The sequence below is a fragment of the Nonomuraea sp. NPDC049400 genome (genome assembly GCF_044466425.1).
Taxonomy (GTDB): Bacteria; Actinomycetota; Actinomycetes; order Streptosporangiales; family Streptosporangiaceae; genus Nonomuraea.
The window spans coordinates 95,348-116,875 of sequence record NZ_JBITMP010000022.1 but is presented as its reverse complement, the minus strand read 5'-3'; the positions used below and the strand labels follow the sequence as shown (position 1 = coordinate 116,875).

General features: G+C 71.7%; 18 protein-coding genes. 9 read left to right on the top strand and 9 right to left on the bottom strand.

Going from position 1 to position 21,528, the window contains the following annotated elements; all coding sequences use genetic code 11:
* Nucleotides 1–172: 172 nt before the first annotated feature.
* From ACIBVN_RS31490 to ACIBVN_RS31475, 4 genes are all read left to right on the top strand, one after another.
* Nucleotides 173–475, top strand: coding sequence for a putative quinol monooxygenase (locus ACIBVN_RS31490; RefSeq protein WP_397142557.1), 303 nt, complete (start codon nucleotides 173–175; stop codon nucleotides 473–475).
* Nucleotides 476–521: 46 nt separating this feature from the next.
* On the top strand, nucleotides 522–1,274 hold the full coding sequence (locus tag ACIBVN_RS31485) for an AraC family transcriptional regulator (protein WP_397142555.1): 753 nt from the start codon (nucleotides 522–524) through the stop codon (nucleotides 1,272–1,274).
* Between the two features lie 168 nt (nucleotides 1,275–1,442).
* On the top strand, nucleotides 1,443–2,057 hold the full coding sequence (locus ACIBVN_RS31480) for an RNA polymerase sigma factor (RefSeq protein ID WP_397142553.1): 615 nt from the start codon (nucleotides 1,443–1,445) through the stop codon (nucleotides 2,055–2,057).
* Nucleotides 2,058–2,060: 3 nt separating this feature from the next.
* On the top strand, nucleotides 2,061–2,975 hold the full coding sequence (locus tag ACIBVN_RS31475; protein ID WP_397142551.1) for a CU044_5270 family protein: 915 nt from the start codon (nucleotides 2,061–2,063) through the stop codon (nucleotides 2,973–2,975).
* Here ACIBVN_RS31475 and ACIBVN_RS31470 read toward each other — a convergent pair.
* On the bottom strand, nucleotides 2,963–3,502 hold the full coding sequence (locus tag ACIBVN_RS31470) for a TetR/AcrR family transcriptional regulator (RefSeq protein ID WP_397142549.1): 540 nt from the start codon (nucleotides 3,500–3,502) through the stop codon (nucleotides 2,963–2,965). The two genes, ACIBVN_RS31475 and ACIBVN_RS31470, sit on opposite strands and share 13 nt — an antisense overlap.
* A gap of 89 nt (nucleotides 3,503–3,591) precedes the next feature.
* Between ACIBVN_RS31470 and ACIBVN_RS31465 the strand changes: the two genes are divergently transcribed.
* The gene (locus tag ACIBVN_RS31465; RefSeq protein WP_397142547.1) at nucleotides 3,592–3,987 is read left to right on the top strand and encodes an ester cyclase; all 396 of its coding nucleotides are present in this window, start codon (nucleotides 3,592–3,594) and stop codon (nucleotides 3,985–3,987) included.
* Between the two features lie 26 nt (nucleotides 3,988–4,013).
* Here ACIBVN_RS31465 and ACIBVN_RS31460 read toward each other — a convergent pair whose 3' ends face one another.
* Together ACIBVN_RS31460 and ACIBVN_RS31455 are read right to left on the bottom strand one after the other, a co-directional pair.
* Nucleotides 4,014–4,517, bottom strand: a complete 504-nt coding sequence (locus ACIBVN_RS31460; RefSeq protein ID WP_397142545.1) for a pyridoxamine 5'-phosphate oxidase family protein — start codon at nucleotides 4,515–4,517, stop codon at nucleotides 4,014–4,016.
* An 81-nt stretch (nucleotides 4,518–4,598) separates the two neighbouring features.
* Nucleotides 4,599–5,126, bottom strand: coding sequence for a cysteine dioxygenase (locus tag ACIBVN_RS31455; RefSeq protein WP_397142543.1), 528 nt, complete (start codon nucleotides 5,124–5,126; stop codon nucleotides 4,599–4,601).
* A 110-nt stretch (nucleotides 5,127–5,236) separates the two neighbouring features.
* Here ACIBVN_RS31455 and ACIBVN_RS31450 point away from each other — a divergent pair, with 110 nt between their 5' ends.
* From ACIBVN_RS31450 to ACIBVN_RS31440, 3 genes are all read left to right on the top strand, one after another.
* Nucleotides 5,237–6,097 (top strand): LysR family transcriptional regulator, encoded by an 861-nt coding sequence (locus ACIBVN_RS31450; RefSeq protein WP_397142541.1) that lies wholly within the window; start codon nucleotides 5,237–5,239, stop codon nucleotides 6,095–6,097.
* 21 nt (nucleotides 6,098–6,118) lie between these two features.
* Nucleotides 6,119–6,745: a LysE family translocator gene (locus ACIBVN_RS31445; protein WP_397142539.1), complete on the top strand. Its 627-nt coding sequence runs from the start codon at nucleotides 6,119–6,121 to the stop codon at nucleotides 6,743–6,745.
* An 87-nt stretch (nucleotides 6,746–6,832) separates the two neighbouring features.
* Entirely contained in the window at nucleotides 6,833–13,066 is a 6,234-nt protein-coding gene (locus ACIBVN_RS31440; RefSeq protein WP_397142538.1) for a hypothetical protein, read from the top strand.
* 59 nt (nucleotides 13,067–13,125) lie between these two features.
* Here ACIBVN_RS31440 and ACIBVN_RS31435 read toward each other — a convergent pair whose 3' ends face one another.
* The 5 genes from ACIBVN_RS31435 to ACIBVN_RS31415 are packed head-to-tail and all read right to left on the bottom strand — an operon-like array spanning nucleotide 13,126 to nucleotide 19,320.
* Nucleotides 13,126–14,715, bottom strand: a complete 1,590-nt coding sequence (locus tag ACIBVN_RS31435) for an acyl-CoA synthetase (RefSeq protein ID WP_397142536.1) — start codon at nucleotides 14,713–14,715, stop codon at nucleotides 13,126–13,128.
* The gene (locus ACIBVN_RS31430; RefSeq protein WP_397142535.1) at nucleotides 14,715–15,863 is read right to left on the bottom strand and encodes a thiolase domain-containing protein; all 1,149 of its coding nucleotides are present in this window, start codon (nucleotides 15,861–15,863) and stop codon (nucleotides 14,715–14,717) included. The genes ACIBVN_RS31435 and ACIBVN_RS31430 overlap by 1 nt, the downstream gene beginning before the upstream one ends.
* Before the next feature lies 1 nt (nucleotide 15,864).
* Nucleotides 15,865–16,887 (bottom strand): thiolase domain-containing protein, encoded by a 1,023-nt coding sequence (locus ACIBVN_RS31425; RefSeq protein WP_397142533.1) that lies wholly within the window; start codon nucleotides 16,885–16,887, stop codon nucleotides 15,865–15,867.
* A complete protein-coding gene (locus ACIBVN_RS31420; RefSeq protein WP_397142531.1) occupies nucleotides 16,884–17,783 on the bottom strand; it encodes a Zn-ribbon domain-containing OB-fold protein in 900 nt (299 codons plus the stop codon). Before ACIBVN_RS31420 ends, ACIBVN_RS31425 begins: the two co-directional genes overlap by 4 nt.
* A complete protein-coding gene (locus tag ACIBVN_RS31415) occupies nucleotides 17,773–19,320 on the bottom strand; it encodes an acyl-CoA synthetase (RefSeq protein ID WP_397142530.1) in 1,548 nt (515 codons plus the stop codon). The genes ACIBVN_RS31420 and ACIBVN_RS31415 overlap by 11 nt, the downstream gene beginning before the upstream one ends.
* Nucleotides 19,321–19,439: 119 nt before the next feature.
* On the opposite strand from ACIBVN_RS31415, the gene ACIBVN_RS31410 reads away from it, so the two are divergent.
* Nucleotides 19,440–20,249 carry a crotonase/enoyl-CoA hydratase family protein gene (locus tag ACIBVN_RS31410; RefSeq protein WP_397142528.1) on the top strand — a complete coding sequence of 270 codons (810 nt, stop codon included), beginning with the start codon at nucleotides 19,440–19,442 and terminating at the stop codon, nucleotides 20,247–20,249.
* Between the two features lie 162 nt (nucleotides 20,250–20,411).
* Here ACIBVN_RS31410 and ACIBVN_RS31405 read toward each other — a convergent pair whose 3' ends face one another.
* Nucleotides 20,412–21,518 carry a nitronate monooxygenase family protein gene (locus ACIBVN_RS31405; RefSeq protein WP_349447142.1) on the bottom strand — a complete coding sequence of 369 codons (1,107 nt, stop codon included), beginning with the start codon at nucleotides 21,516–21,518 and terminating at the stop codon, nucleotides 20,412–20,414.
* Nucleotides 21,519–21,528: the final 10 nt, after the last annotated feature.

Genomic DNA, 21,528 nt, shown 5'->3' with positions numbered 1-21,528 from the left:
ATCCGGGCGAACGGCCGCAGACGCTTGCCAGTGGCCGATCGAGGACGCCGCGAGTGGACGTGTCCGTTGGAAGCGTGAACACGTCCGGTGCGCGGAAGCCGGCCGGGCCGGGTCTGCGTGAGGATCGGGACATCCCCTCGCGGCAGTCGCCGCACCGATCCAGGAGGTACTTGTGATCATTGCCATTGTCGACTTCGACACCGCCGCCGCCGACCGCGCGGCTGCCCTGGCCCAGCTCGACGGCGTACGCGACGAGGTGCGCGCGATGCCGGGCAACGTTGCCTACCGGGTGTACGCCTCCCGGGAGGACGAGACCCGGGTGACCATCATCCACGAGTGGGACGACTGGGAGTCGTTCGCCGGCTACCAGAAGTCGGAGTCCTTCGCGCGCTCGGGCGAGGTGATTCGGCCGATGATGACCGGGTCGCCGGTGAGCCGGCGCTTTCGCGCGGAATTGATGGAGACCGTCGCCTGACCGGCGTCGTGGCGGCTCCCTACGATGGGTTCATGCGAGGCCGTGGATGACCCGGAAGGCGTACAGCTTCGTCCGCACGTTCCCGCGGGAGCCCGCTCGTGAGCTCAAGGTGGACCGCCACTACCTGCTCTGCGCCTCGGCCGGCGCCCTCCGGCTCGAGGCGCGGGGCCAGGCGTGGCTGCTACCGCCGGCACGGGCCGCCCTGATCGAGGCGGGCGAGGCGATCCGGGTGAGCATCCCGCAGCCGGCCACGACCGCGTCGGTGCTGTTCGACACCGGATTCACCCCGGCCCCGCCGGCACCGCTGACCGTATTCGACCTCAGCCCTCTGGCACGCGCATTGGTGACCGAATGCGGCGCCTGGGGCGAGAGCGACGAACCTCTTACGCCGTACGCGGAGACACTTTTCACCGCGCTCGCCGCAGTGAGCTGGCGGCTCGCCGAGCGGCCGAGTCCGGTCGTCGTGCCGTCGGGGCGGTCACCGGAACTGCGCCGCGCCCTGCAGCTGACCGAGCAGCGGCTCGGCGGCGAGATCCGCTTCGAGGACGTGGCGGACGAGGTGGGTCTGGCGCCACGGTCGCTGGCCCGGCGCTTCGAGGACGAGACCGGCATGACGTGGAGGGCGGTCCTGCGGCGGATGCGGGTGCTGCGTGCGATCGAAGAACTGGCCGCGGGCGACACCCCGATCACCCAGATTGCGTTCACGGTCGGCTACACCTCACTGTCGGCGTTCAACGCCGCGTTCCGGCAGCTGACCGCCCGCACGCCCACGGAGTACCGGGCCAGCTTCCGGCCCTGACCGGGGCGGGCTCGCGCCCTTCGCGCCCTTCTCGCCCTTCGCGCCCGAATACGACGCGCGAATCGGCGATGAGGGCACGCGTGCGGGGCTGTCAGAATTTTTTGGAACCTCCGGCGTCGTTCACGGCAATTACTCGTGTCATGACAGGAGACACCCGAGAGGCAACAGATGCGACACGAGAGCCGGGCGGACGCGTTGTCGCGGCCCGACGTCCTCGGCGCGGGCGGCGGGGACGCGGCGGTCGCGCCGTCCCGGCGTGCGTCCGAGCGGTTCGCCACCCTGTTCACGCTCCACGCTCCCGAGCTCAAGCGGTACGTCGTGCGCCGCCTGGGCGTGGAGCCGGCGGACGACATCGTGGCCGAGACGTTCGCGGTGGCGCTGCAGCGGCTGGAGTCGTACGACGTGAGCCGGGGCGACGAGCGCTCGTGGCTGTACGGCATAGCGACCAACCTCATCGGGCGGCACCGTCGCCGCGAGATCGGCCTTTACAAGGCACTGAGCCGCACAGGAGCCGACTCGGTGATCGAGCCGTTCACGGACGAGGTCGAGCAACGGGTGAGCGCGGACGGGGCGCGCAGGCGGCTGGCGAAGGCGTTGGCCGGGCTGTCCCGGAAGCATCGGGACACGTTGCTGCTGGTGGCGTGGACGGAGTTGACGTACGAGGAGGCCGCGACGGCGCTCGGCGTGCCCGTCGGGACCGTGCGGTCGCGGGTCAACCGGGCTCGGGGCAAATTACGCAGGGCGCTCGCTGACATCGACCCGACCACCGCGGATGAGGGGTAGCGAATGGTGAACGAGATCGAGCTGCTCAGGAAGATGCGCGACGAGGTGCCCGCGCAACCCGACCTGTCGGGAGTGGAGCGCAGGCTGGCCGAGATCCGGGCGGGGTCGCGGGTGCGGCGCCCGCGGCGCGCGTACCGGATGCGGATGGGGCTGGCGCTGGCGGGAGCCGGGGCGCTGGCCGTCGCGGCGGTGGGTGTGATCCAGGCCAGAGACGGCGAGGCGCCGCACGCCCGAACCCTCGCGGTGAAGACACGTAATGCGGCGACGGTGCTGGAAAGCGCGGCGCTGGTCGCCGGCCGGAGCAAGGCCGTCGAGATCCGGCCCGACCAGTGGTTCTACCTCAAGGAGACACAGCACCTGGGTGGGGACCTGCCGACGTTCGAGCACTGGAGCAAGATGGACGGGACCAAGGATGCGGTACGGGTGAAGGGCAGGCTCCGGGTCGGCAAGGCCGAGAAGGGGCCCACGCACGCCGGGCGTACCCAGGAGGAGATCGAGAGCCTGCCGGCCGATCCCGGCGCGCTGCTGCGGCACTTCCGCGATCTCAAGCAGGAGCGGGCCCCGCTGTCGATCTGCCAGCCGCACTGCCCACCGGAGATCGCGGACAGCGTCAAGGTGTTCGGTGCGATCGGGTGGTACATGAAGTTCGGGCCCATGATCCCGCCGGACACGGCCGCGGCGATGTACCGGGCGCTGGCGATGATCCCGAACGTGGCGGTCGAGGAGAACGTCACGGACGGGGACGGGCGCAGCGGGATCGGTGTCGTGCTCGATACCGGGGAATCAGGCAAGGCGTACTACATCCTCGATCCCGGCGATTACCACTATCTCGGGATGAAGATCGTGAACAGCGATCAGACCGTGTCCATGTCCGTGCTCGGCTCCGGGATCGTGGACGAGCCGGGTCAGGTGCCGTAGTCGATCAGGCTCAGCAGGCGGTCGGCCTGCGCGCGGTCCGAGGCGGCCAGGGCGATGCCCTTGACCAGGGTCAGCAGGTCGCGCACGTCGAGGCCGGCGCGGACGGCGCCCGCCTGCTTGGCCGCGTCCAGCAGGGCCGAGGCGGTGGCGAGCATGGAAGCGTGCCATTCCGCCACGAGCGTGGAGCCGCCCTGGTCGTCGGTGACCGACAGGGCCAGGTCGCGCTTCGTGGTGATGTGGTCCATGAAGAGCCGCAGCCATTCGTGCAGCGCCTCGCCGGGCGGCTCGGCAGTGAGCAGGGTCTGGCCGCTCGTGCACAGCTGGGCGACCTCGTCGGCGTAGACCGCGACCAGCAGGTCCGTACGGGTGGGGAAATGCCGGTACATGGTGGCGTTCCCGACCCCGGCGCGGCGGGCCACGTCGTCGAGCGGCGCGTCGGTACCGCGTTCGGCGAAGACCTGCGCGGCCGCGGCCAGCAGCTGGTCGTAGTTGCGCTGCGCGTCCGCCCGGCGGGGCCTCGGTCTCATCGGTCTCCTTGCTAAGTGGGGAGTTCCCCGATTAGTCTAGCCGCACGCAGTAATCGGGGAACTCCCCACTTAGCGACGGGAGGGGCGGCATGATGACGGCGGGCGAGGTGCATCGGCGCATCATCGAGCTGTACGAGGCCGGGCGGATGGACGAGGGGCTGGCGCTCATCGACCCCGACGTGATCGACCACCGGGGCGGCACGGACGGCGACCACCACGGCCTGGCCGCGTGGAAGGACAAGTGGGAGCGGGCCTTTGCCGGCGCGACGGGCTTCCACGACGTGTCCGTGACGGTGGAGCAGAACGTCTCCACCGATGACCTGTCGGCCAACGTCTACCTCAGCCGCGGCACCCACACGGCCTCAGGCCGCCGGTACGAGGTGCGCAGCATGGACATGATCCGCGTACGGGACGGCAGGATCGTCGAGCACTGGGCCATGAGGGACGCGGTGGCCATGCGCCACCAGCTCGGACTGGATCAGTAGTGCCGGTGCACCAACGGCCTTGTGGATCAGCGGAAGCGCCAGCGCGTCTGGCTGAACTCGCCCTTGCGGAAGCCCAGCACCTTCGGCGGCGCCACCTCGAACACCAGGGCCTCCCCCTGCGCGACGTTCACGAACACGCCGTCGCCGACCTCGAAGTGCCACTCCGGCCCGTACTTGGCCTCCCAGGCGTCGGCCAGCCGCTTGAGCCTGCCGGGGTCAGTGACCCGCTCGGCGACGCCCTCCACCACCAGATCCAGCCCGCCGCTCATCGAGCTGACGCCGGTGGTGAGGGCGCAGTTGCGGTTGGATTCGAGGTTCCTGGCCTTCTGCTCCTCCGCTCCCGTCGTGAAGTGGAGCGCGCCGTCCTGCCATACGGCTATCAGCGTCGTGACGTGCGGGCGGCCGTCGGCGCGCACGGTGCTCAGCCAGTACGTCTCCGCGCGTTCGAGCTGGTCGCGGGCCTCGCGCCAGGGCGTGGGCGTGGCGTTCTCGGCGCTGAAGCGGGCGTCCAGCTCAGCGGTGGGTTCCATGGTCGCTCCTTCCGTACGGCTCTCGCCTGTACGGACCGCCCAGGAGGGGGAAACTCATCGCCGGACCAGTGGAACGGCTGGCTACCGCACCGGCAGGTCGTAGACGCGGCGTACGCTGCTGCCCAGCTTGGCCACATCCGCCCCGTACACGTGAATCGACACCCCCACCTCGCCGCTGGTGTTGCGGACCTTGTGGATGTCGCCGGGCGGCGCGAACCCGCTGACCTCGCCTGGCCCGTTGGCGGTCCGCCCGATCTCCACCAGATGGTCGCCCATGTCGCGGTAGAGGGTCTCGTACTCGATGCCGCTGATGATGCCGAACGTGCACCATGACACGTGGTCATGGATCGGCGTCTCCTGGCCGGGGCGCCACACGACGCTCACGATGGAGAAGTCGTCCTGGCTGTAGAGGGGGCGGGAGACGTACCCGTCGGGCGAGCCCTCGCGTTCGCGCGGCGTGAGGATGTCGAGCCCGGGGAGCCGGGCCCGGAGCAGGTCGGCGACGGCGAACGCGGTCTCGCCGAGGCCGAGCCGGCGGGCCACGATGTCCGAGATGCCGGACACGAGCGCATCCAGCCCGGGCCTGACGGCGGTGAAGGCCGTATCCATGGGGTCCCCTTAGGGAAAGTCGCCAATCTTCCTTCCCCTTCCACGGTGCTACACCGGAACCGATAGGTCCAACAGAACTTCTCTGCCCAACCCATAGATACGATTGATGAATGCTTGATGTCGTGCGCCTTCGCGTTCTCGTCGCGGTCGCCCGCACGGGTTCGCTGACCGCCGCCGCCAAGGAGCTCCACTACTCGCAGCCCTCGGTCAGCCACCACCTGGCCCGCCTGGAGGCGGAGACCGGGGCCCGGCTCGTCCAGCGGGTCGGGCGCGGCATCAGGCTCACGGATGCGGGCCGGCTGCTCGCCGAGCGGGCCGTGGAGATCATCGGCCGGCTCGACGCCACCGCCGAGGAGCTCGCCGCGCACGTGGGGCTGCGTGAGGGTCGTGTCCGGCTGGCCGCCTTCCCCTCGGCGCTGGGCACGTTCATCCCGAGGGCGGCGGGGCTGCTGTCCGCCGCGCACCCGGGGCTGCGCCTGCAGCTCACCGAGATCGAGCCGCCGGAGGCGCTCAGGCTGCTGCGCTCCGGGCGGGTGGACGTGGCCGTCATCTTCCGGTACGACGACACCGCGCCCGAGGACAACGGCATCCGCATGATCCACCTCTTCGACGACCCCAGTTACCTGGTGTCCAGCGGCCCGGCGGGCGAGCTGGCCGACCACGCGGAGTCGGCCTGGATCGCGGGCTGCGACCGGTGCAGGAGCCATTTGCTGGACATATGCGAGAAGGCGGGGTTCGTGCCGCGGATCTCGTTCACCAGCGACGACATCGTGGCCGTCCAGGCTCTCGTGGCGGCCGGTCTGGGGCTGACCATGCTGCCCGGGCTCGCGCTGCAGGCCCACCGCCACCCCGACGTGCAGGTGGCGGAGGTGCCCGGCTCGACCAGGCACGTGTACGCCGCGGTCTACGGCGAGCCGCCCCACCCGCCGGCCACGGAGGCGTTGCTGACCGCCCTACAAGAAAGCCTTTGACGCCGCTCCTACGATGGCCTCATGCCGGACATCTCGACACTCGCCCTCTTCTGCGCGGCCACCCTCGGCCTGCTCGTGGTCCCCGGACCGGCGGTCCTCTACATCGTCACCCGGAGCGTCTCCCAGGGCCGCGGCGCGGGCCTGATCTCCGTGCTCGGGGTGCACACGGGCTCGCTGATCCACATCGCCGCCGCGGCGCTGGGCATCAGCGCGCTGCTCGCGGCCTCGGCCACGGCGTTCACCATCGTGAAGTACGTGGGCGTGGCGTACCTGCTCTGGCTCGGCGTACGCAAGCTGATGCGACGGGACGAAAGCGAGGAACCGGTCGAGTTGCCGGTGCAGTCGAAGCGGCGGCTGTTCTGGGAAGGGTTCGTGGTGAACGTGCTCAATCCCAAGACCGCCATCTTCTTCCTGGCGTTCCTGCCGCAGTTCACCGACCCGGACTTGGGGCCGGTCGGGCCGCAGATCCTGCTGCTCGGGGTGCTGTGGCTGGTGCTCGGAATCGCCTCCGACGGCGCGTACGCGATGCTCTCGTCGGCGCTGGCCGGCCGGGTACGCAGGTCGGCCCGCGCGCGCCGGCGCCTCGACGTGGGGAGCGGGCTCGTCTACCTCGGGCTGGCGGCGTGGCTCACGACTGAGAAGGCATGACAAGGCGGGAAATTTCCCGGCCATAGTGCGATAGTGAGATCAGATCGAGGGGACGGCACGTCGGGACGTAGCTAAGAGGCGGACCCCATGGACACGCCACAGCACCGCCTCGGGCTCGAACGGGTCGTCGAGGTCTACTCCGGTCACGACGACCTCGTCGGCGCGACCGGCTCCGGATATGCGATCGGCGCCGATCTGGTGCTGACCTCCGGGCTGGTGGCGGCGCCCGGCACTCCATGTCAAGTGCGTACGCCCGGGTCGGGGCGGTGGGCCGAGGCCGAGCCGGTGTGGCGAGGGCGCGGCGGGGCGGGCGCGGTGCTGCTGCGCGTGGCCGGTTCGCCGTGGGCCGGCGTTCCCGGCATCGAACACGTCCGCTGGGCCAGAGTGGCGGACCCCTCAACCCCTCAGCAGGAACTGCGCGGTGCGCGCTTCAGGGTCCGCTGCGTGGCCCGCGGGTTTCCGCGAGCCGAGCGGCGGACCGGGGCCCGGGGCGCGGAGACGGTGTCCGGCCTGGTCGACGCCCCCACGAGCGCGGTGTCGAAGGTTCTGCCGGTCAGCGTCCTGAGCCCGGGATCCGACGCGCTCTGGCCGGGCCTGTCGGGCGCCGCCCTGCTCGCCGAGCCGGCCGGGCAGCTCATCGGCGTGATCGCGGCCGGGTACGCCAGGAACCACCTGGACGTCGTGCCCGTGACCGCGCTGCTGGGCGACGAACGGTTCCGCGAGCTGGCGGGCGTGGCGCCCGGCCGGCTGGAGACCGTGGCGGAGGACGAGCCCTCGGCGATGCTCGCCGACCTCCTGACCCCCGCCCGCGACGAACCGCCCCAGGACTGCCCGGACTGGGCGCTGCTGATGGCCCGTCACGCGGTGGTGCCGTTCCTGGGAAGGGACGAGGAGCTGGCGCACCTGCGAACCTGGGCCGCCGAGCCGGCCGCCCTGTCGATCGCGATCCTGACCGGCAGGAGCGGCACGGGCAAGACGCGGCTGGCGAGCGAACTCTGCGTGGAGCTGGCCGCGGCGGGCTGGGACACGGGCTTGCTCCGCCTGGACTCCGCCGCAGGCCCGCTGGCCGGCCGGACCCTGAACGCGTTACGCCCGACCCTGGTCGTGGTGGACGGTCCTGAGTCGTCCCCGCCCCTGGTGGGCGAGCTGGTACGGCACCTGGCCAAGCACGGGCGCAACCCCCGCGTACGGCTCCTGCTGCTGGCCCGCGAGCCCGGCGAGGCGGAGTGGTGGCGGCGGCTCGACACGGCGGCCGGCGGCTGGCTGAGGCGGCTCAACACCACGGCCGTCCAGCTCAACACCCGGCCGCTCACCCTGCAGGAACGTACGGAGCACGCGCTCGCGGCCATGAAGGCGTTCGCCCCCAGCCGGGCCGCACTTCCCGCCCCGCCCCGGCTCGACGACCCCGAGTACGGCCTCCCGCTCCACGTCCACCTGGCTGCCCTGCTCCGGCTGTGCGACGAGGGCGGACGGGCGGCCCCTTCACACGGGGCCCCTTCACACGGGGCCCCTTCACACGGGGCCCCTCCACGCGAGGCCCCTTCACGCGGCACGGAAGCGGACACGGAGCCGATGCGGCTGCAAGGTGGCGGGCTGTTCGGCCGGTTCCTGGCGCGGGAGAGCGAGCAGTGGGCGCGGGTGTGGCCGGCGGGGGAAGAGCGCGTGGACGACGTGACGGCGCGGCAGGCCGTGGCGGTGCTCACGCTCACCGCCCCCACGCCTGCCGAGCTGCCCGGCCTGCTGACGGCCGTTCCGGGGCTGCGTGATCGCGGGCTCCATGCGATCACCATGAACGTGGCCCGCTGGCTGGGCACGGTTTTCCAGAGTGGGCCGCTCGGACCGGATCTGGTGGTCGAGCAGCTCCTGGCCGAGACCGACGGCCTGGACGCGCTCGTTCTCGCCATCCACGACCACGAGGCTCGCACGGCCGGGCACCTCGTGCGCCTGCTGGACGTCCTGCGGCGGTCCGCCCACGGGGAGCGGGCCAGGTCGGCGCTGCGCGGGCTGATCGGGTCCAGGATCGGCGAGCTCGTCGCCGAGGCCGCGGCGAACCCCGCCACCCGGCTCGGCGACATGCTCAACGCCGCGCTGGCGCTGTTCCCCGCCGACCGGGCGCTCGCCGCGTCCGCGTCCGCCCTGCTGGCCCGTACCGGCTCGGCCGCCGAGCCGCCGGCGCGGCCGGGTGCGGCCCCGATGCGGTGGGGTGCGTCGCCGGTGCGGCGTGGTGCGGGACTGGGGTTGCGGGCCTTGGACGTCACTCTTGGCGAGCTGGCCGTGCAACATCGCCGGGCGACCGGTGAGCGGATGGCGCTGGCGGGGGCGCTGTCCTGGCTGTCCGGCCGGCTGACGGCCGTGGGGAGGGCGGGCGAGGCGGTCGTGGCTGCGGCGGAGGCCGTGGACATCTACGGGGCCGCTGCCCCGTACGAGGCGGCTGCGGGGCGGGCGGACGCGCTGTTCAACCTGGGCGCGTGCCTGCTGCTGGCGGGCGAGCCCGGTTCCGCGCTCAAGCCGGCGCAGGAGGCGGCGGCCAGGTTCCGCATCCTTGCCGAGGACGACCCGTGGTATGCGAGGGAGGCCGCGCGGGCGCACCACAACGTCGCGTGCGCGCTGCTGGAGGTGGGGCGGCTGGACGAGGCTGTGGAGGCGTTCGAGGCGGCGGGCGGCGACGCCGGCTTCGCGGCGAACCTCGCAGCGCTCGCCGCCGCCGCGCAACGCCGAGCACACCCCGGCCCGGCCACCGCGCCGCCACTCGGAGCGGCCGGGCGGTCGCCGACGACCCGGTCCAGGACGACCGGCCACCCACCATCCACCCACTTCGGAACGACCGGGCAACCGTCGACAGCGAGCTCCGGGACGACCGGCCAACCGTCAACGGCGGGCTCCGGGATGGCTGGTCGGCCGTCAACGGCGGGCTCCGGGATGGCTGGTCGGCCGTCGGCGGCTCGGTCCGAGACGACCGGCCAACCGTCGGCGGCCGGATTCGAGACGGCTGGTCGGGCGTGGATGGCCCGGTCCGGCATGGTGGAGCAGCCGCCGGTCGCAGCCGTCCCGGGTCCGGGGCCGTTGATGCCGTTCGAGGAGGCGGATGCCGCCGCGCTGCCCGAGCTGGCCGGCTGCCTCGCCATCGCCGTCACCGCCGCCGTCAATAACGTGGCTCCGACGAACACGGACCTGGCCCACCGGCTCCGCCTCCTGGCCGCCTGGCTGGAGGAGCACGGCAGGCCCGCCGACGCCGTGGTCCCCGTCTCAGAAGCCGTCGTACGGCTGCGCGGCCTCGCCGTCCAGGAGCCCGGCCTGCGGTTGATGCTGGCGGAAGCCGCCGGGCTGCTGGCCGGGCTCCATGCCCGGCTGGAAGACCTGGACGCCGCCGTGCGGTCCGCCGCCGAGGCCGTACGGAACCTGCGCGCCCTGGCCGCCCTGGAGCCCGACGAGTACCGCCACGCCCTGACCGGTCAGCTGCTCCGGCTGGGCGAGCTGCTGCTGATCGACGACCGGCCCGAGGAGGCGCTGGGGCCGTTGCGGGAGGCCATGAGCTTGGCGCCCGAGCCGTACGCGCCGGCACAGGCTGAGCGTCACACGGCAGCGCAGGCCGAGGGCAGGCGGCTGCTCGGCTTCTGCCTGGATGAGCTGGGCCGACGGGCCGACAGCCTGGCGCAGCTGGAGCTGGCCGCCGGGCGGTACGACGTGCTGGGCGCCGAGGGCGGCTTCCACCTGCGGCACGCGTCCGAGGCGCGGGCGCGGGCGGGCAGGCTGGAGAGGAGGGCCGGGCACGCCGGTGGGCGGCCGTGGCTGCTGGCGCTGGTCGCCGAGCGGCCGGAGGAGGCCGTGGCCGGGGCGGAACGGCGGCTGGCGGAGTGCCGGCACGCGGCCGAGAGCGGCGGCACGCCGGAGATCCACGCCTACATCTCCGCGCAGGCCATGCTCGCCAGGGCCTGGACGGACGCGGGGCGGCCCGGGGACGGGCTCGTGCTCGCGAGGCAGGCGGCCGAGCTGCTGCGACGCCATCCCGTGCCGGACACGCCACGGCAGCCGTCCGCGGGACCTGAGCGGCCGCACGCGATCGCCGTGGGGATGGTGGCGGCGGCGCTCGGCCGGGCACTGGTGGGCCTTGGACGTCACAAGGAGGCCATGCCCCACCTGCGCGCCGCCATCGAGTCCTACGAGCCGCAGGCCGGGACGAGCGTCGTGTTCCGTACGGAGCTGGCCGAGCTGCTGATCCTGGAGATCGCCGCGCTCTCCGACGCCGCCCGCCCTGCCGACGCGGAGGAGGCGGCCGACCGGCTGGTCGAGCTCTACACCGGGCTGGTGTCGGAAGGGCTCGCATCCCGGCAGGCCCTCGCCGGGGCACTGCGGCTCCAGGGCGGCATCCGCTTCACCAGGGGGAACATCGAGGGCGCACGCCAATCGGTCACCCGAGCCCTGGAGGAGTCCGAGGCGGCAAGCCCGCTCCTCACCGCCACCTGCCTGGAGCTCGACGGGCTGTGCCTGGCCGAGTTGCCGGACCCCGCCGCGGCCAGGTCGAAGCTGGCCGAGGGCATCGAGTCGATGCCGGACCCGCCGCCTGCCGACCTCGTCGACGTGCACCTCCTCGCCCTCGCCCGGCTGGCCAGGCTGCGGGTGGAGGAGGAAGGAGCCGCCGCCGGAGTCACCCTGTACCGGCAGATGCTCGACATCCGGCCACTGCCGGGGACGGATGCGCTCAGAACCCTCGTCGAGGAGATCGCCGCCTACCCGGGCGATCTGGCCGAGCTGCTGCCCGCGCTGGCGGCGTTCGCCGAAGCTCTGGAGCGGGAGGTGCCGCTGAGCGGTGGCGGCGCCGAGGTGCACGACCTGTACGGGCGGTCTCTGATGCGGGTGCCGGGCGCCGAGCCGGCCGTCCGGGTGTACCGGGGGCTGGCCGCCTTCTCCGGCGAGCATCGAGGACGGCTCGGACTGGCGCTGGCCGCGCTCGCCCGGCAAGAGGACGCCGATCTCGCCGTCATGGAGCAGGCCATCCATCTCCTCTCCGGCCGGCCGGGCAGGGAGCTGGCCGAGACCCTCAACCTCTATGCCGTCAAGCTGCTCGAACAGGGCCGCCCGGTCGAGGCCCTGGCGCACTCCGAGCGGGCCGCCGACCTCTGCGACGAGCTGGACGCCCCGGCCGTCGCCGCCGTCACGTACGCGCAGCTCGGCGCCGGCCTGGCCATGCTCGACCGCCCTCAGGCCGCGCTGGAGGCGGTCACCTGGTCGCTCGCCGAGCTGGACCGGGCCGCGGAGGCCGGCCGGGAGCCGCCCGGCGTGCGGGCGCAGGCGATCCAGGTGCGGGGGCAGGTGCTGCGGGCGTTCGGCAGGGAGCAGGAGGCGCTGGCGCAGCTCATGGAGGCCCTGCGGCTCCACGCCGACCCGGCCAGGAAGCGGGAGACCGCCGCGATGATCGCCGACGACCTCCTCGCGGCGGCCAAGCCGGAGGAGGCCGCCGAGTACGCCAGGATCGCCGTCACCGGGCACGAGCCGGGCACGGTCAAGTACGCGCTGGCCACCCAGCGGCTCGTCAGGTGCCTCATGATGCTCGGCGAGCTCACCGAGGCAAACGCGCTCGTCGAGGATCTGATCCCGCTGGCCAGGCGGTCGCCGGACGACCTCACGTACCGGGCCGTCCTCGCCGACTCCCTCGCGCAGAGCTCCGAGCTGCTGCCCCTGCTCGGCCTGGACGGCGGCATGGAGGCCGAGTCCAGGGCCAGGGAGGCCATCGCGATCTACGACGAGCTGCTGACCACGGGCATGGACGCGCAGGCCCTGCACACCAGCCGTGCGGGCGCCTGCCTCACGCTGGCCTCCGCGCTCAGGATGCGGAACCTGGCCGCCGACGCGGTCCAGCCGCTGCGGGAGGCGGTTGCGGCGCTGGAGAGGTTCGGGCCGGTGGAGCGGCGGTTCGGCTCGGGGAGCCGGGCGGAGCAGGAGACGGCTCCGGGAAGCCCGATCCAGCGCGAGCTGCTGTCCAGGGCGATGCTCATGCTGGGCGACGCGCTCATGGAGGCGGGCCGGGCGCTGGAGGCCGGGCTTGTCTTCCACCGGGCCACGCAGGTGACGCGGGACGAGCTGCCCAGGGCCGTGGCACACGCCCGGCTCGGCTTCTGTCAGCAGGAGCTGGGCAGGGACGACGCCGCCGACGCCGCGCTGCGGGTCTCGGCCGGGCTGCTGCGCGGCCTGATCCTGCAGAACGGCGTCGCCGACCTGCTGCGAGACGTGCTGCGGGGCAGGCTGAAGCTGCTGGAGAGGGCTGGCAAGAGCGATGAGCTGGCGGCGATCGAGGACGAACTACGCCGCCTGACTGATGCCTGACGAGCCGCCGCCAGGCATCAGTCAGGCGCCCCACCGCCTGACGAGCCCGTCTCCGGGCGTCAGTCAGGCGTCTGCGCCTGCACCGTCTCGCGAGCCCACCGGTAGTCCGCCTTGCCCGCCGGCGAGCGCACCATCTGCTCCACGAACGCGTACGAACGAGGCACCTTGTACCCCGACAGCAGCGTCCTGCAGTGTGCGTCCAGCTCCTCGGCCGTGACCTCGACGCCCGGCCGCGGCTCCACCACGGCGGCCACCCTGCTCCCCCACCGCTCGTCGGGCACCCCGGTCACCACTGCGTCGAAGACGGACTGATGCCCCTTGAGCACCGCCTCGACCTCCTCGGGGAACACCTTCTCCCCGCCGGTGTTGATGCACTGCGAGCCCCGGCCGAACACGTTCACGGTCCCGTCGGTGTCCACGGTCGCCAGGTCACCGGTCAGCAGCCACCTGGTCCCCTCCTCGTCGGTGACGAACGTGCGGGCCGTCTTCGCGGGGTCGTTGTAGTAGCCGAACGCCACCCGCCCCGCCCTGGCCACGGTCCCCATCTGCCCGGAGCCAGGCTCGACGGGCCGGCCCTTCTCGTCGAGCACAGCCAACTTGACCACGGAGTTCGGCTGGTAGCGCAGGCCCTTCTCCGGCGAGGAGCCGGCCACGCCCGACGCGGTGTAGCCGGACTCGGTGGAGCCGAAGTTGTCCAGGATCATGACGTTCGGAAGTAACTCCTGGAGCCGGTCGCGTACGGCGCCGGACAGGATGGCGCCGGTCGAGCTGATCACGAACAGCGACGAGACGTCGTAGGAGCCCTCCGCCAGCGCCTCGGCCATCGGCCTGGCCATGGCGTCGCCGGTGACGTTCATGGTGTTCACGCGCTCGCGCTCGACCGTCCGCCACACCTCGGCGGCGTCGAACTTGCGGAGGTACACGAGAGTCGCGCCCATCCACCAGCCGATGAACGTGGTCATCTGGGCGGCGCCGTGCATCAGCGGCGCGACGGGCATCATGACCGTGGGACCTGACGCGAGGGCCGCGTCGATCACCTCCTGCGGCGTGGCGCGCGGCTCGCCGTACGGGTTGCCGCCGCCGAAGCCCATGAACAGGTCCTCGACGTGCCACATCGCGCCCTTGGGCAGGCCCGTGGTGCCGCCGGTGTAGATGATGTAGACGTCCTGCCCCGAGCGGAGCGGGAAGCCACGTTCCGGCTTGCCGCGTTCCAGCGCCGTCTCGTACGGCACCGCCGTGCCGATCGACGACGGCCCGCCCACCGAGACGAGGTGCTCCAGCAGCGGCGCCTGGCCGGCCACGGCGGCCACCCGCGCGTCGAACTCCACGTCGTAGAGCAGCGCCCGGATGTCGGAGTCCCGGTAGAGGTAGAGCAGCTCGGCCTCGACGTAGCGGTAGTTGACGTTGATCGGCACGGCCCTGATCTTCAGGGCGGCCAGCAGGCCCGCGACGTACTCGATGCCGTTGTAGAGGTGCAGCCCGACGTGCTGGCCCGGCTGGATGCCCAGGTCCATGAGGTAGTGGGCGAGCCGGTTGGCCTCGGCTTCCAGCTCGGCGTAGGTGCGCCGGTCCGAGCCGCAGACGGCGGCCGTCCGGTCCCCGATCACGTCGGCGAGCCCTTCGAACAGGTCAGCGTGGTTGAACTCCATCAGGGTCTCTCCCGTCCGACGATCCACATCGCGAAGAACTGGGCTCCCCCGCCGTACGCGTGGCCGAGCGCCGTGCGGGCGCCGTCCACCTGGTGCTCGCCCGCCATGCCGCGCACCTGCAGCGCGGCCTCGGCGAACCTGATCAGTCCCGATGCCCCGATCGGGTTGCTCGACAGCACCCCGCCCGAGGCGTTCCACGGGATGTCACCGTCGAGCGCCGTCGCGCCCGACTCGGTGAGCTTCCATCCCTCCCCTTCCGCCGCGAACCCCAGGTTCTCCAGCCACATCGGCTCGTACCAGGAGAACGGCACGTACGTCTCGGCGACGTCGATCTGCCGCCGCGGGTCGGCGATGCCCGCCTGGCGGTAGACGTCGGCCGCGCAGTCCTTGCCCCCCTGCGGGCTGACCGTGTCGCGCCCGGCGCGGAAGATCGGCTCGGAGCGCATGGCCGTCCCGTGCACCCAAGCTGGGGTGCCGGTGACCTTGGACTCGGACGACAGGATCATCGCGCACGCGCCGTCGCTGGACGGGCAGGTCTCCAGGTAGCGGATCGGCTCCCACAACATGGGCGTGGACTCGACCATCTTCTGGTCGATGCCGGGGATCTTGAGGTGCGCGTACGGGTTCTTGAGGGCGTTCAGCCGATCCTTGACCGCCACCAGTGTCCCGATGTGTCCGGGCGCGCCCGACCTGCGCATGTATTCGCGGATGTGCGGCGCGAAGTAGCCGCCCGCGCCCACCACCAGTGACGCGCTGAACGGCAGGTGCGTGGAGAGCGCCCAGGTCGCGTTGGACTCCGACTGCTTCTCGAACGCCACCACCAGCACCCGGTCGTGCACGCCGCCCTGGATGAGGCTGGCTCCGACCAGCGCCGTCGAGCCGCCGACACTGCCCGCCGTGTGCACGCGCATCATCGGCTTGCCCGCCGCGCCGAGGGCGTCCGCCAGGTACGCCTCCGGCATCATCACGCCCTCGAACAGGTCGGGCGCCTTGCCGATGACCACGGCGTCGATGTCCTTGAAGGACAGCCCGGCGTCCTCCAGCGCCCGCAGCGCCGCCTCGCGGACCAGCCCGGCGATCGACACGTCCCTGCGCTTGGTCGTGTAGTGCGTCTGCCCGACCCCGATGACCGCACAGCGATTTCCCATGTCAGGCCTCCAGGACGGTGACGAGGTTGTGCTGCAGGCAGGGGCCGCCGGCGGCGTGCCCGACGGTGCGGCTCGCGTCGCCGTCGAGGATGCGCCGGGCGGCCTCGCCGATGCGGATGAGGCCCGTGGCCATGACGGGGTTGGCGGCCAGCGGGCCGCCGGACGGGTTGATCACCGTGTCGCCGGACAGCTCCAGCGCGCGACGCAGGATGATCTCCTCGTGCGGGAACTGGGCGTGCAGCTCGGCCACCTCGACGGGGGCCTTGCCGACGCCCGCGGCTCGTGCGGCATCGGCCGCGGAGGCCGACAAGGCAAGATCGCGCACACCCAGGTAGTGGGGCTCTATGCGATGCGCGATGCCCCTGATGTAGGCGGGATTCGGGCACAGCTGCCTGGCCAGGTCACCTGCCGCGAGCACGATCGCGGCGGCCCCGTCCGTGATGGGCGGCACGTCGGTCTTCTTCAGCGGCTCCACCGCGAAGCCGTCCGAGTCGTCCGGGTCGGGCAGATCGAGCGCGTACGGGTTGCTCCTCCCGTCCGCCCGGCTCCTGCGGACGATCTCGTCGAGCTCCTTCCTGTCCGCGCCGACCGCGCCGGCTTGGAGCGCGGCGTAGGAGAGCAGGTCGAGGCCGAGCGGCGCCAGGTAGTACGGGTCGAGCTGGATCGTCATGATCGTGGTCAGGTCGCCGAGCGACGACTTGCCGAAGCCGTAGACGAGGGCCGAGTCGATGTCGCCGTGCTGGAGACGCACCCACGCCTCGTACAGGGCCCAGGCGCCGTCCATCTCCACGTGGCTCTCGGAGATGGGCGGCCAGGCGGCCAGCGCGTCGAGGGCCGACACGAACGAGAAGGGCGCGCCCGCGAGGTAGTCGCAGCTGCCCGAGCAGGTGAAGCCGAACCTCTTCAGCCCCGTACGCTCCTTGACCTCGTCGATCACAGGCTGGATCAGCTCCGGCTCGGTGAGCCCGGTGTCGTGGCCGGTGTGCCGGGTCTGGGCGAACGCGACGATCGCGACATCTCTCATGACAGCTCCACATCGGGCTCGCCGGTGGGGGCGAACCAGCGGATGTTCGCCATGGACGCCGTGCGCTCGCTCTCCGGGACCCAGACCGCCCTGACCCGCATGCCCTGGCGCACCTCGTGAGCGGGTACGTCCCCGACGAGCGCGATCATGGGGATGTCGGCGTTGTCGAGCAGTATGTACGCCGACACGAACGGCACCTGCGGAGCCCGCGGATCCGGCAGGTTGTTGATGGCGAACGTGGTGATCGTGCCGGTGTCGGGGAGTTCGAGCGTTTCCGGGATGCCGTTTCCGCATTCGGGACAGGACAGGCGGTAAGGCACGTACACCTTGTCGCAGCTCTCGCACCGTCCGCCGAGGAAGACGCCGCGCTCGACGCCCTCCAGGAAGACGCGTAGCGCGCCGCCGACCTGGAGGCGGTATTCGGAGCGCACGTTGGACACGATCTTCGTGACCTCGGGGACGAAATGGGAAATGTCGGTGATGTGGCCGGTGGGGCGCTCGCTCCACGCCGGCCAGACCCGCGTGCCGGCGGCCAGCGCCTTGGGGTTGCCCGCGTCCACGGCGTGCACCAGCGCCGTGTCCGCCCCGTCCAGCTTGATCAAGGCCCAGGCGAAGGGGCGGTCGAGCGGGTGGCTCTCGAGCGGCTCCGCCACCCACGCCCAGGTGGTGACCGTGCCCGCCGGGCCGACCTCGACGTACTCGCCGGTCACCGGCTCGCCCGTCGCGGGGTCGTACTCCAGGGGCGGCACGAGCACCTTGCCCTCTTTCGTCCGCACCCCCACGATGCGCCGGCCGCGTAATTCACTCAGGAACCGGCCGATCACGGGACCTGTCGTACGCGTGTAGCCGCCGGGAAATTCCAGGACGTGCTGGGCGACGAGCGGATCAGATGGCACGGTCGTGTCCCTCCCAGTACGGGGCGCGGAGCTTACGTTTGAGCAGCTTTCCGTTGGGCTCTCGGGGCATCTCGGCGATGAAGTCGAAGCTCCTGGGCCACTTCATCCTGGCCAGGCGGCCCTCCAGCGACGCGAGCAGCTCGCGGGCCAGCTCGGGACCGGGCTCGACCCCCGGCGCGGGCTCGACCACGGCCTTGATCTGCTCGCCCCACTCCTCGTCCGGGATGCCGAACACGGCCACGTCCGCCACCTTCGGGTGGACCATGAGCTCGTTCTCGATCTCGGCCGGGTAGATGTTCGCCCCTCCTGAGATGATCAGGTCGGACTTGCGGTCGCAGAGGTAGAGGAAGCCGTCCTCGTCCAGGTATCCGATGTCTCCTACGGTGAAGTAGTCCTTGAGGCGGTTCGCGGCGGTCTTGTCGGGGTCGCCCTTGTACTCGAACGAGGCACCCATCATCTTCATGTAAATCGTCCCGGCGGTGCCGGTCGGTACAGGCTCACCCTGCTCGTCCACGATGAGCAGCTCGCTGATGGGCCACGCCTTGCCGACCGTGCCCGGATGTGACTTCCAGTCCTCGGGCGTGGCCAGGGTGCCGCCGCCCTCGGTGGCCGCGTAGTACTCGTACACGCAGTCGCCCCACCACTCGAACATCGCCCATTTGACCGGGACGGGGCAGGGGGCGGCGGCGTGGATCATCCACTTGAGCGAGGACAGGTCGTACTTGGCGCGGGTCTGCTCCGGGAGCGCGAGCAGCCGCTTGAAGTGGGTCGGGACCAGATGGGAGTTCGTGACGCGGTAGCGCTCGCAGACCCGGAGCATCTCCTCGGCGTCCCACTTGTCCATGTAGACGAGCGTGTGCCCCATGTGGAGGGCGGTGCCGCCGAACTGGGTCACCGCGGTGTGGTAGTTCGGGGAGGTGATCAGGTGGGCGTTGGGGCGGCCCTGGGTGATGCCGAACAGTCCGAGCAGGAAGGTCATGAGCTCTGCGGAATCGTCCGGATCCAGGCCGTTCAACTGGCGTCTGACGCCTTTCGGCTTGCCGGTCGTGCCTGAGGTGTAGTGCATGGTGACGCCCGCGGTACGGCCTTCCGGGGCGGTGTCAGGCTGCCCATCGGTGAGTTCGCTCGCCTGGCGGAAGCCGTCGGCCTTCTCGCCGAGGATGAACCGGCGGTGCGGCTCGATGGCCTGCGCTCCTCTGGCCCCCTCCTCGAGGTAGCGCGGGTGCACGAAGAAGGCCTTGGCCTCGCTGTCGGACACGACGTACGCGATCTCGGGGCCGGCGAGATGCCAGTTGACCGGGGTGTAGTACCAGCCTGCCTGCATGGCGGCCAGGTAGAGCACGAGCCCGTCCACGCCGTTCGGTACCAGGCCGCAGATGCCGTCGCCCGGCTGAAGCCCGAGCGCGCGCAGCCCGTGCACGAGGCGGTTGGAGCGGGCGAGCAGGTCGCCCGCGCGATGCTCCGTGCCGTCGGGGTCCACGGCCGCGATCCACTCGGGATCCGCCTGCGCGAGCCTCCAGAAACCGAGCGTGCCCATCTGAACTCCTTGGAGTTATGGCGCGAGCAAAACAGGAACCTGTTCTCGTTTGCTGCTGGGAGCGTATCCTGGGGCGGAAGTTCGTAGCAAGCGCTTGATTAGACACTTCGGAGGCGTACGTGGAGCTCCTGCCGATCAGCACTCCCCACTGCCGGATCGAACGCGACGGCCACATCCTGATCGTCACCATGAACCGGCCGGAGGCCCGCAACGCGCTCTCCTCGGACATGCTGATCGGCCTGGCCTCGGCGTGGCAGTACGCGTCGGCGGAGCCCGGGATCCGAGTGGCGATCCTGACGGGCGCGGAGGGCACATTCTGCTCGGGGGCCGACCTCAAGGCCATGGGGCAGCCGTCGACGGATCCGGAGGTGCAGGCCAGAGCCGCACAGATGTCCAACTTCCACTGGAAGGGGCTGCTGAGGGAGGACCCGCCCACCAAGCCGATCATCAGCGCGGTGGAGGGCTACGCGGTGGCCGGGGGCACGGAGCTGCTGGTCGGGACGGACCTGCGGGTGGTGGCGGAGTCGGCCACGCTGGGGCTGTTCGAGGCCAAGCGCGCGCTCTTCCCCATGGGCGGCAGCGCCGTACGGCTTCCCCGGCAGATCCCGTACTGCCACGCCATGGACCTCCTCCTCACCGGCCGTGCGATCACGGCGGCGGAGTCGCTGTCCATGGGGCTGGTCAACCGGGTGGTCCCCGACGGCCAGGCGCTGGCCTCCGCCCTGGAGCTGGCAGCGGACGTCGCCGCCTCGGGCCCGCTCGCGGTGCAGGCGATCCTGCGCACGTACCGGGACACGCTGGGCATGCCGGAGCCGGAGGCGCTGAAGGTGTCGGACGAGATCGGCTGGCCGGTGATCGGCTCGGAGGACGCCAAGGAGGGCACCCGGGCCTTCCGCGAGAAGCGCCCGCCGAACTACCAGGCGCGCTGATTCCCGCCTCGCCCGGCGCGCCGGCCCGGCGATCCGGCCCGGCGATCCGCACAGAGCTGCAGGCGGGCGCACGCGGACGGCGACCGGACGAGCCGGGGGCGGCGCCGTACGATGCGGCGCCGAGGTACGGCGCCGCGAACGACCCTGCAGGACCGGTCGGCGTCAGTCCCCGGTGAGGCGCTCCAGCCGTTCCAGGGCCTCGCCGTACTCCTCCACCAGGCCGAACACCACGTCCTTCGTCGACCGGACCTGGTTGGTGATCCCGATGATCTGCCCGGCGGGGAAGGTGGCCAGCTCGGCGACCTCGGAGCGGCCGATGCGGCGCAGGGCGTCCGACACCAGCATGAACTGCAGCGGCATCGGCAGCGTCCCGGGCGACTCCTCCGACTCCCACGCGTCCGTCCACTCGTTCTTGAGCAGCCGCGCGGGCTTGCCCGTCCAGCTCCGCGAACGCACGGTGTCCCTGGACGTGGCCTCCAGGATGCGGCGCTTGGCCATCTCCGGGGTGTCGGCCTCCTCCACGGTCAACCAGATCGAGCCGGTCCAGACCCCTTCGGCGCCCAGGGCCATCCCTGCCGCCATCTGGCGGCCGTTGCCGATGCCGCCGGCGGCCAGGACGGGCACGTCCACGGCGTCCACCACCTGAGGGATCAGCACCATGGTGGAGATCTCGCCCGTGTGGCCGCCGGCCTCCGTGCCCTGGGCGACCACCACGTCCACCCCGACCTCCACCTGTTTGAGCGCGTGCCGGGGGGTGGAGGCCAGGGCGGCCACCTTGACCCCGTGCGTGTGGGCGAGGTCGACCACGTCGGCGGGCGGCGGGCCCAGCGCGTTGGCCAGCAGGGCGATGGGGTGGCGGAGGGCCACCTCCACCTGTGGCCGGGCCGTCGCGTCCGTCCAGCCGAGCAGCACCTTGCCGGGGTCGGCGTCCGCGGACAGCGGCGGGACCCCGTGCTTGCCCAGGAGGTTCTCGACGAACGCCCGGTGGCCGTCGGGGATCATCGACTTGAGGCGCCCCACCAGCTCCTCGGGCGCGAAGTCGGCGCCCTCGTAGGAGGCGGGCATGACCACGTCCACGCCGTACGGCTTGCCGTCCACGTGGTCGTCGATCCATTTGAGCTCGGTCTCGAGCTCCTCAGGCGTGAAGTAGAGCGCTCCGAGCACTCCCATGCCGCCCGCACGGCTGACGGCGGCGACCACGTCCCTGCAGTGGCTGAACGCGAAGATCGGGAACTCGATTCCGAACATGTCCGTGACACGTGTCCGCATGGCCCCGACA

What these genes read in the sequence shown, in the direction of transcription:
- ACIBVN_RS31415 (WP_397142530.1), bottom strand. Translation starts at nt 19,320, where the DNA reads ATGGGCACGCTCGGTTTCTGGAGGCTCGCGCAGGCGGATCCCGAGTGG.
- ACIBVN_RS31440 (WP_397142538.1), top strand. Translation starts at nt 6,833, where the DNA reads ATGGACACGCCACAGCACCGCCTCGGGCTCGAACGGGTCGTCGAGGTC.
- ACIBVN_RS31475 (WP_397142551.1), top strand. Translation starts at nt 2,061, where the DNA reads ATGGTGAACGAGATCGAGCTGCTCAGGAAGATGCGCGACGAGGTGCCC.
- ACIBVN_RS31470 (WP_397142549.1), bottom strand. Translation starts at nt 3,502, where the DNA reads ATGAGACCGAGGCCCCGCCGGGCGGACGCGCAGCGCAACTACGACCAG.
- ACIBVN_RS31405 (WP_349447142.1), bottom strand. Translation starts at nt 21,518, where the DNA reads ATGCGGACACGTGTCACGGACATGTTCGGAATCGAGTTCCCGATCTTC.
- ACIBVN_RS31445 (WP_397142539.1), top strand. Translation starts at nt 6,119, where the DNA reads ATGCCGGACATCTCGACACTCGCCCTCTTCTGCGCGGCCACCCTCGGC.
- ACIBVN_RS31425 (WP_397142533.1), bottom strand. Translation starts at nt 16,887, where the DNA reads ATGAGAGATGTCGCGATCGTCGCGTTCGCCCAGACCCGGCACACCGGC.
- ACIBVN_RS31460 (WP_397142545.1), bottom strand. Translation starts at nt 4,517, where the DNA reads ATGGAACCCACCGCTGAGCTGGACGCCCGCTTCAGCGCCGAGAACGCC.
- ACIBVN_RS31435 (WP_397142536.1), bottom strand. Translation starts at nt 14,715, where the DNA reads ATGGAGTTCAACCACGCTGACCTGTTCGAAGGGCTCGCCGACGTGATC.
- ACIBVN_RS31430 (WP_397142535.1), bottom strand. Translation starts at nt 15,863, where the DNA reads ATGGGAAATCGCTGTGCGGTCATCGGGGTCGGGCAGACGCACTACACG.
- ACIBVN_RS31480 (WP_397142553.1), top strand. Translation starts at nt 1,443, where the DNA reads ATGCGACACGAGAGCCGGGCGGACGCGTTGTCGCGGCCCGACGTCCTC.
- ACIBVN_RS31455 (WP_397142543.1), bottom strand. Translation starts at nt 5,126, where the DNA reads ATGGATACGGCCTTCACCGCCGTCAGGCCCGGGCTGGATGCGCTCGTG.
- ACIBVN_RS31465 (WP_397142547.1), top strand. Translation starts at nt 3,592, where the DNA reads ATGATGACGGCGGGCGAGGTGCATCGGCGCATCATCGAGCTGTACGAG.
- ACIBVN_RS31450 (WP_397142541.1), top strand. Translation starts at nt 5,237, where the DNA reads ATGCTTGATGTCGTGCGCCTTCGCGTTCTCGTCGCGGTCGCCCGCACG.
- ACIBVN_RS31485 (WP_397142555.1), top strand. Translation starts at nt 522, where the DNA reads ATGACCCGGAAGGCGTACAGCTTCGTCCGCACGTTCCCGCGGGAGCCC.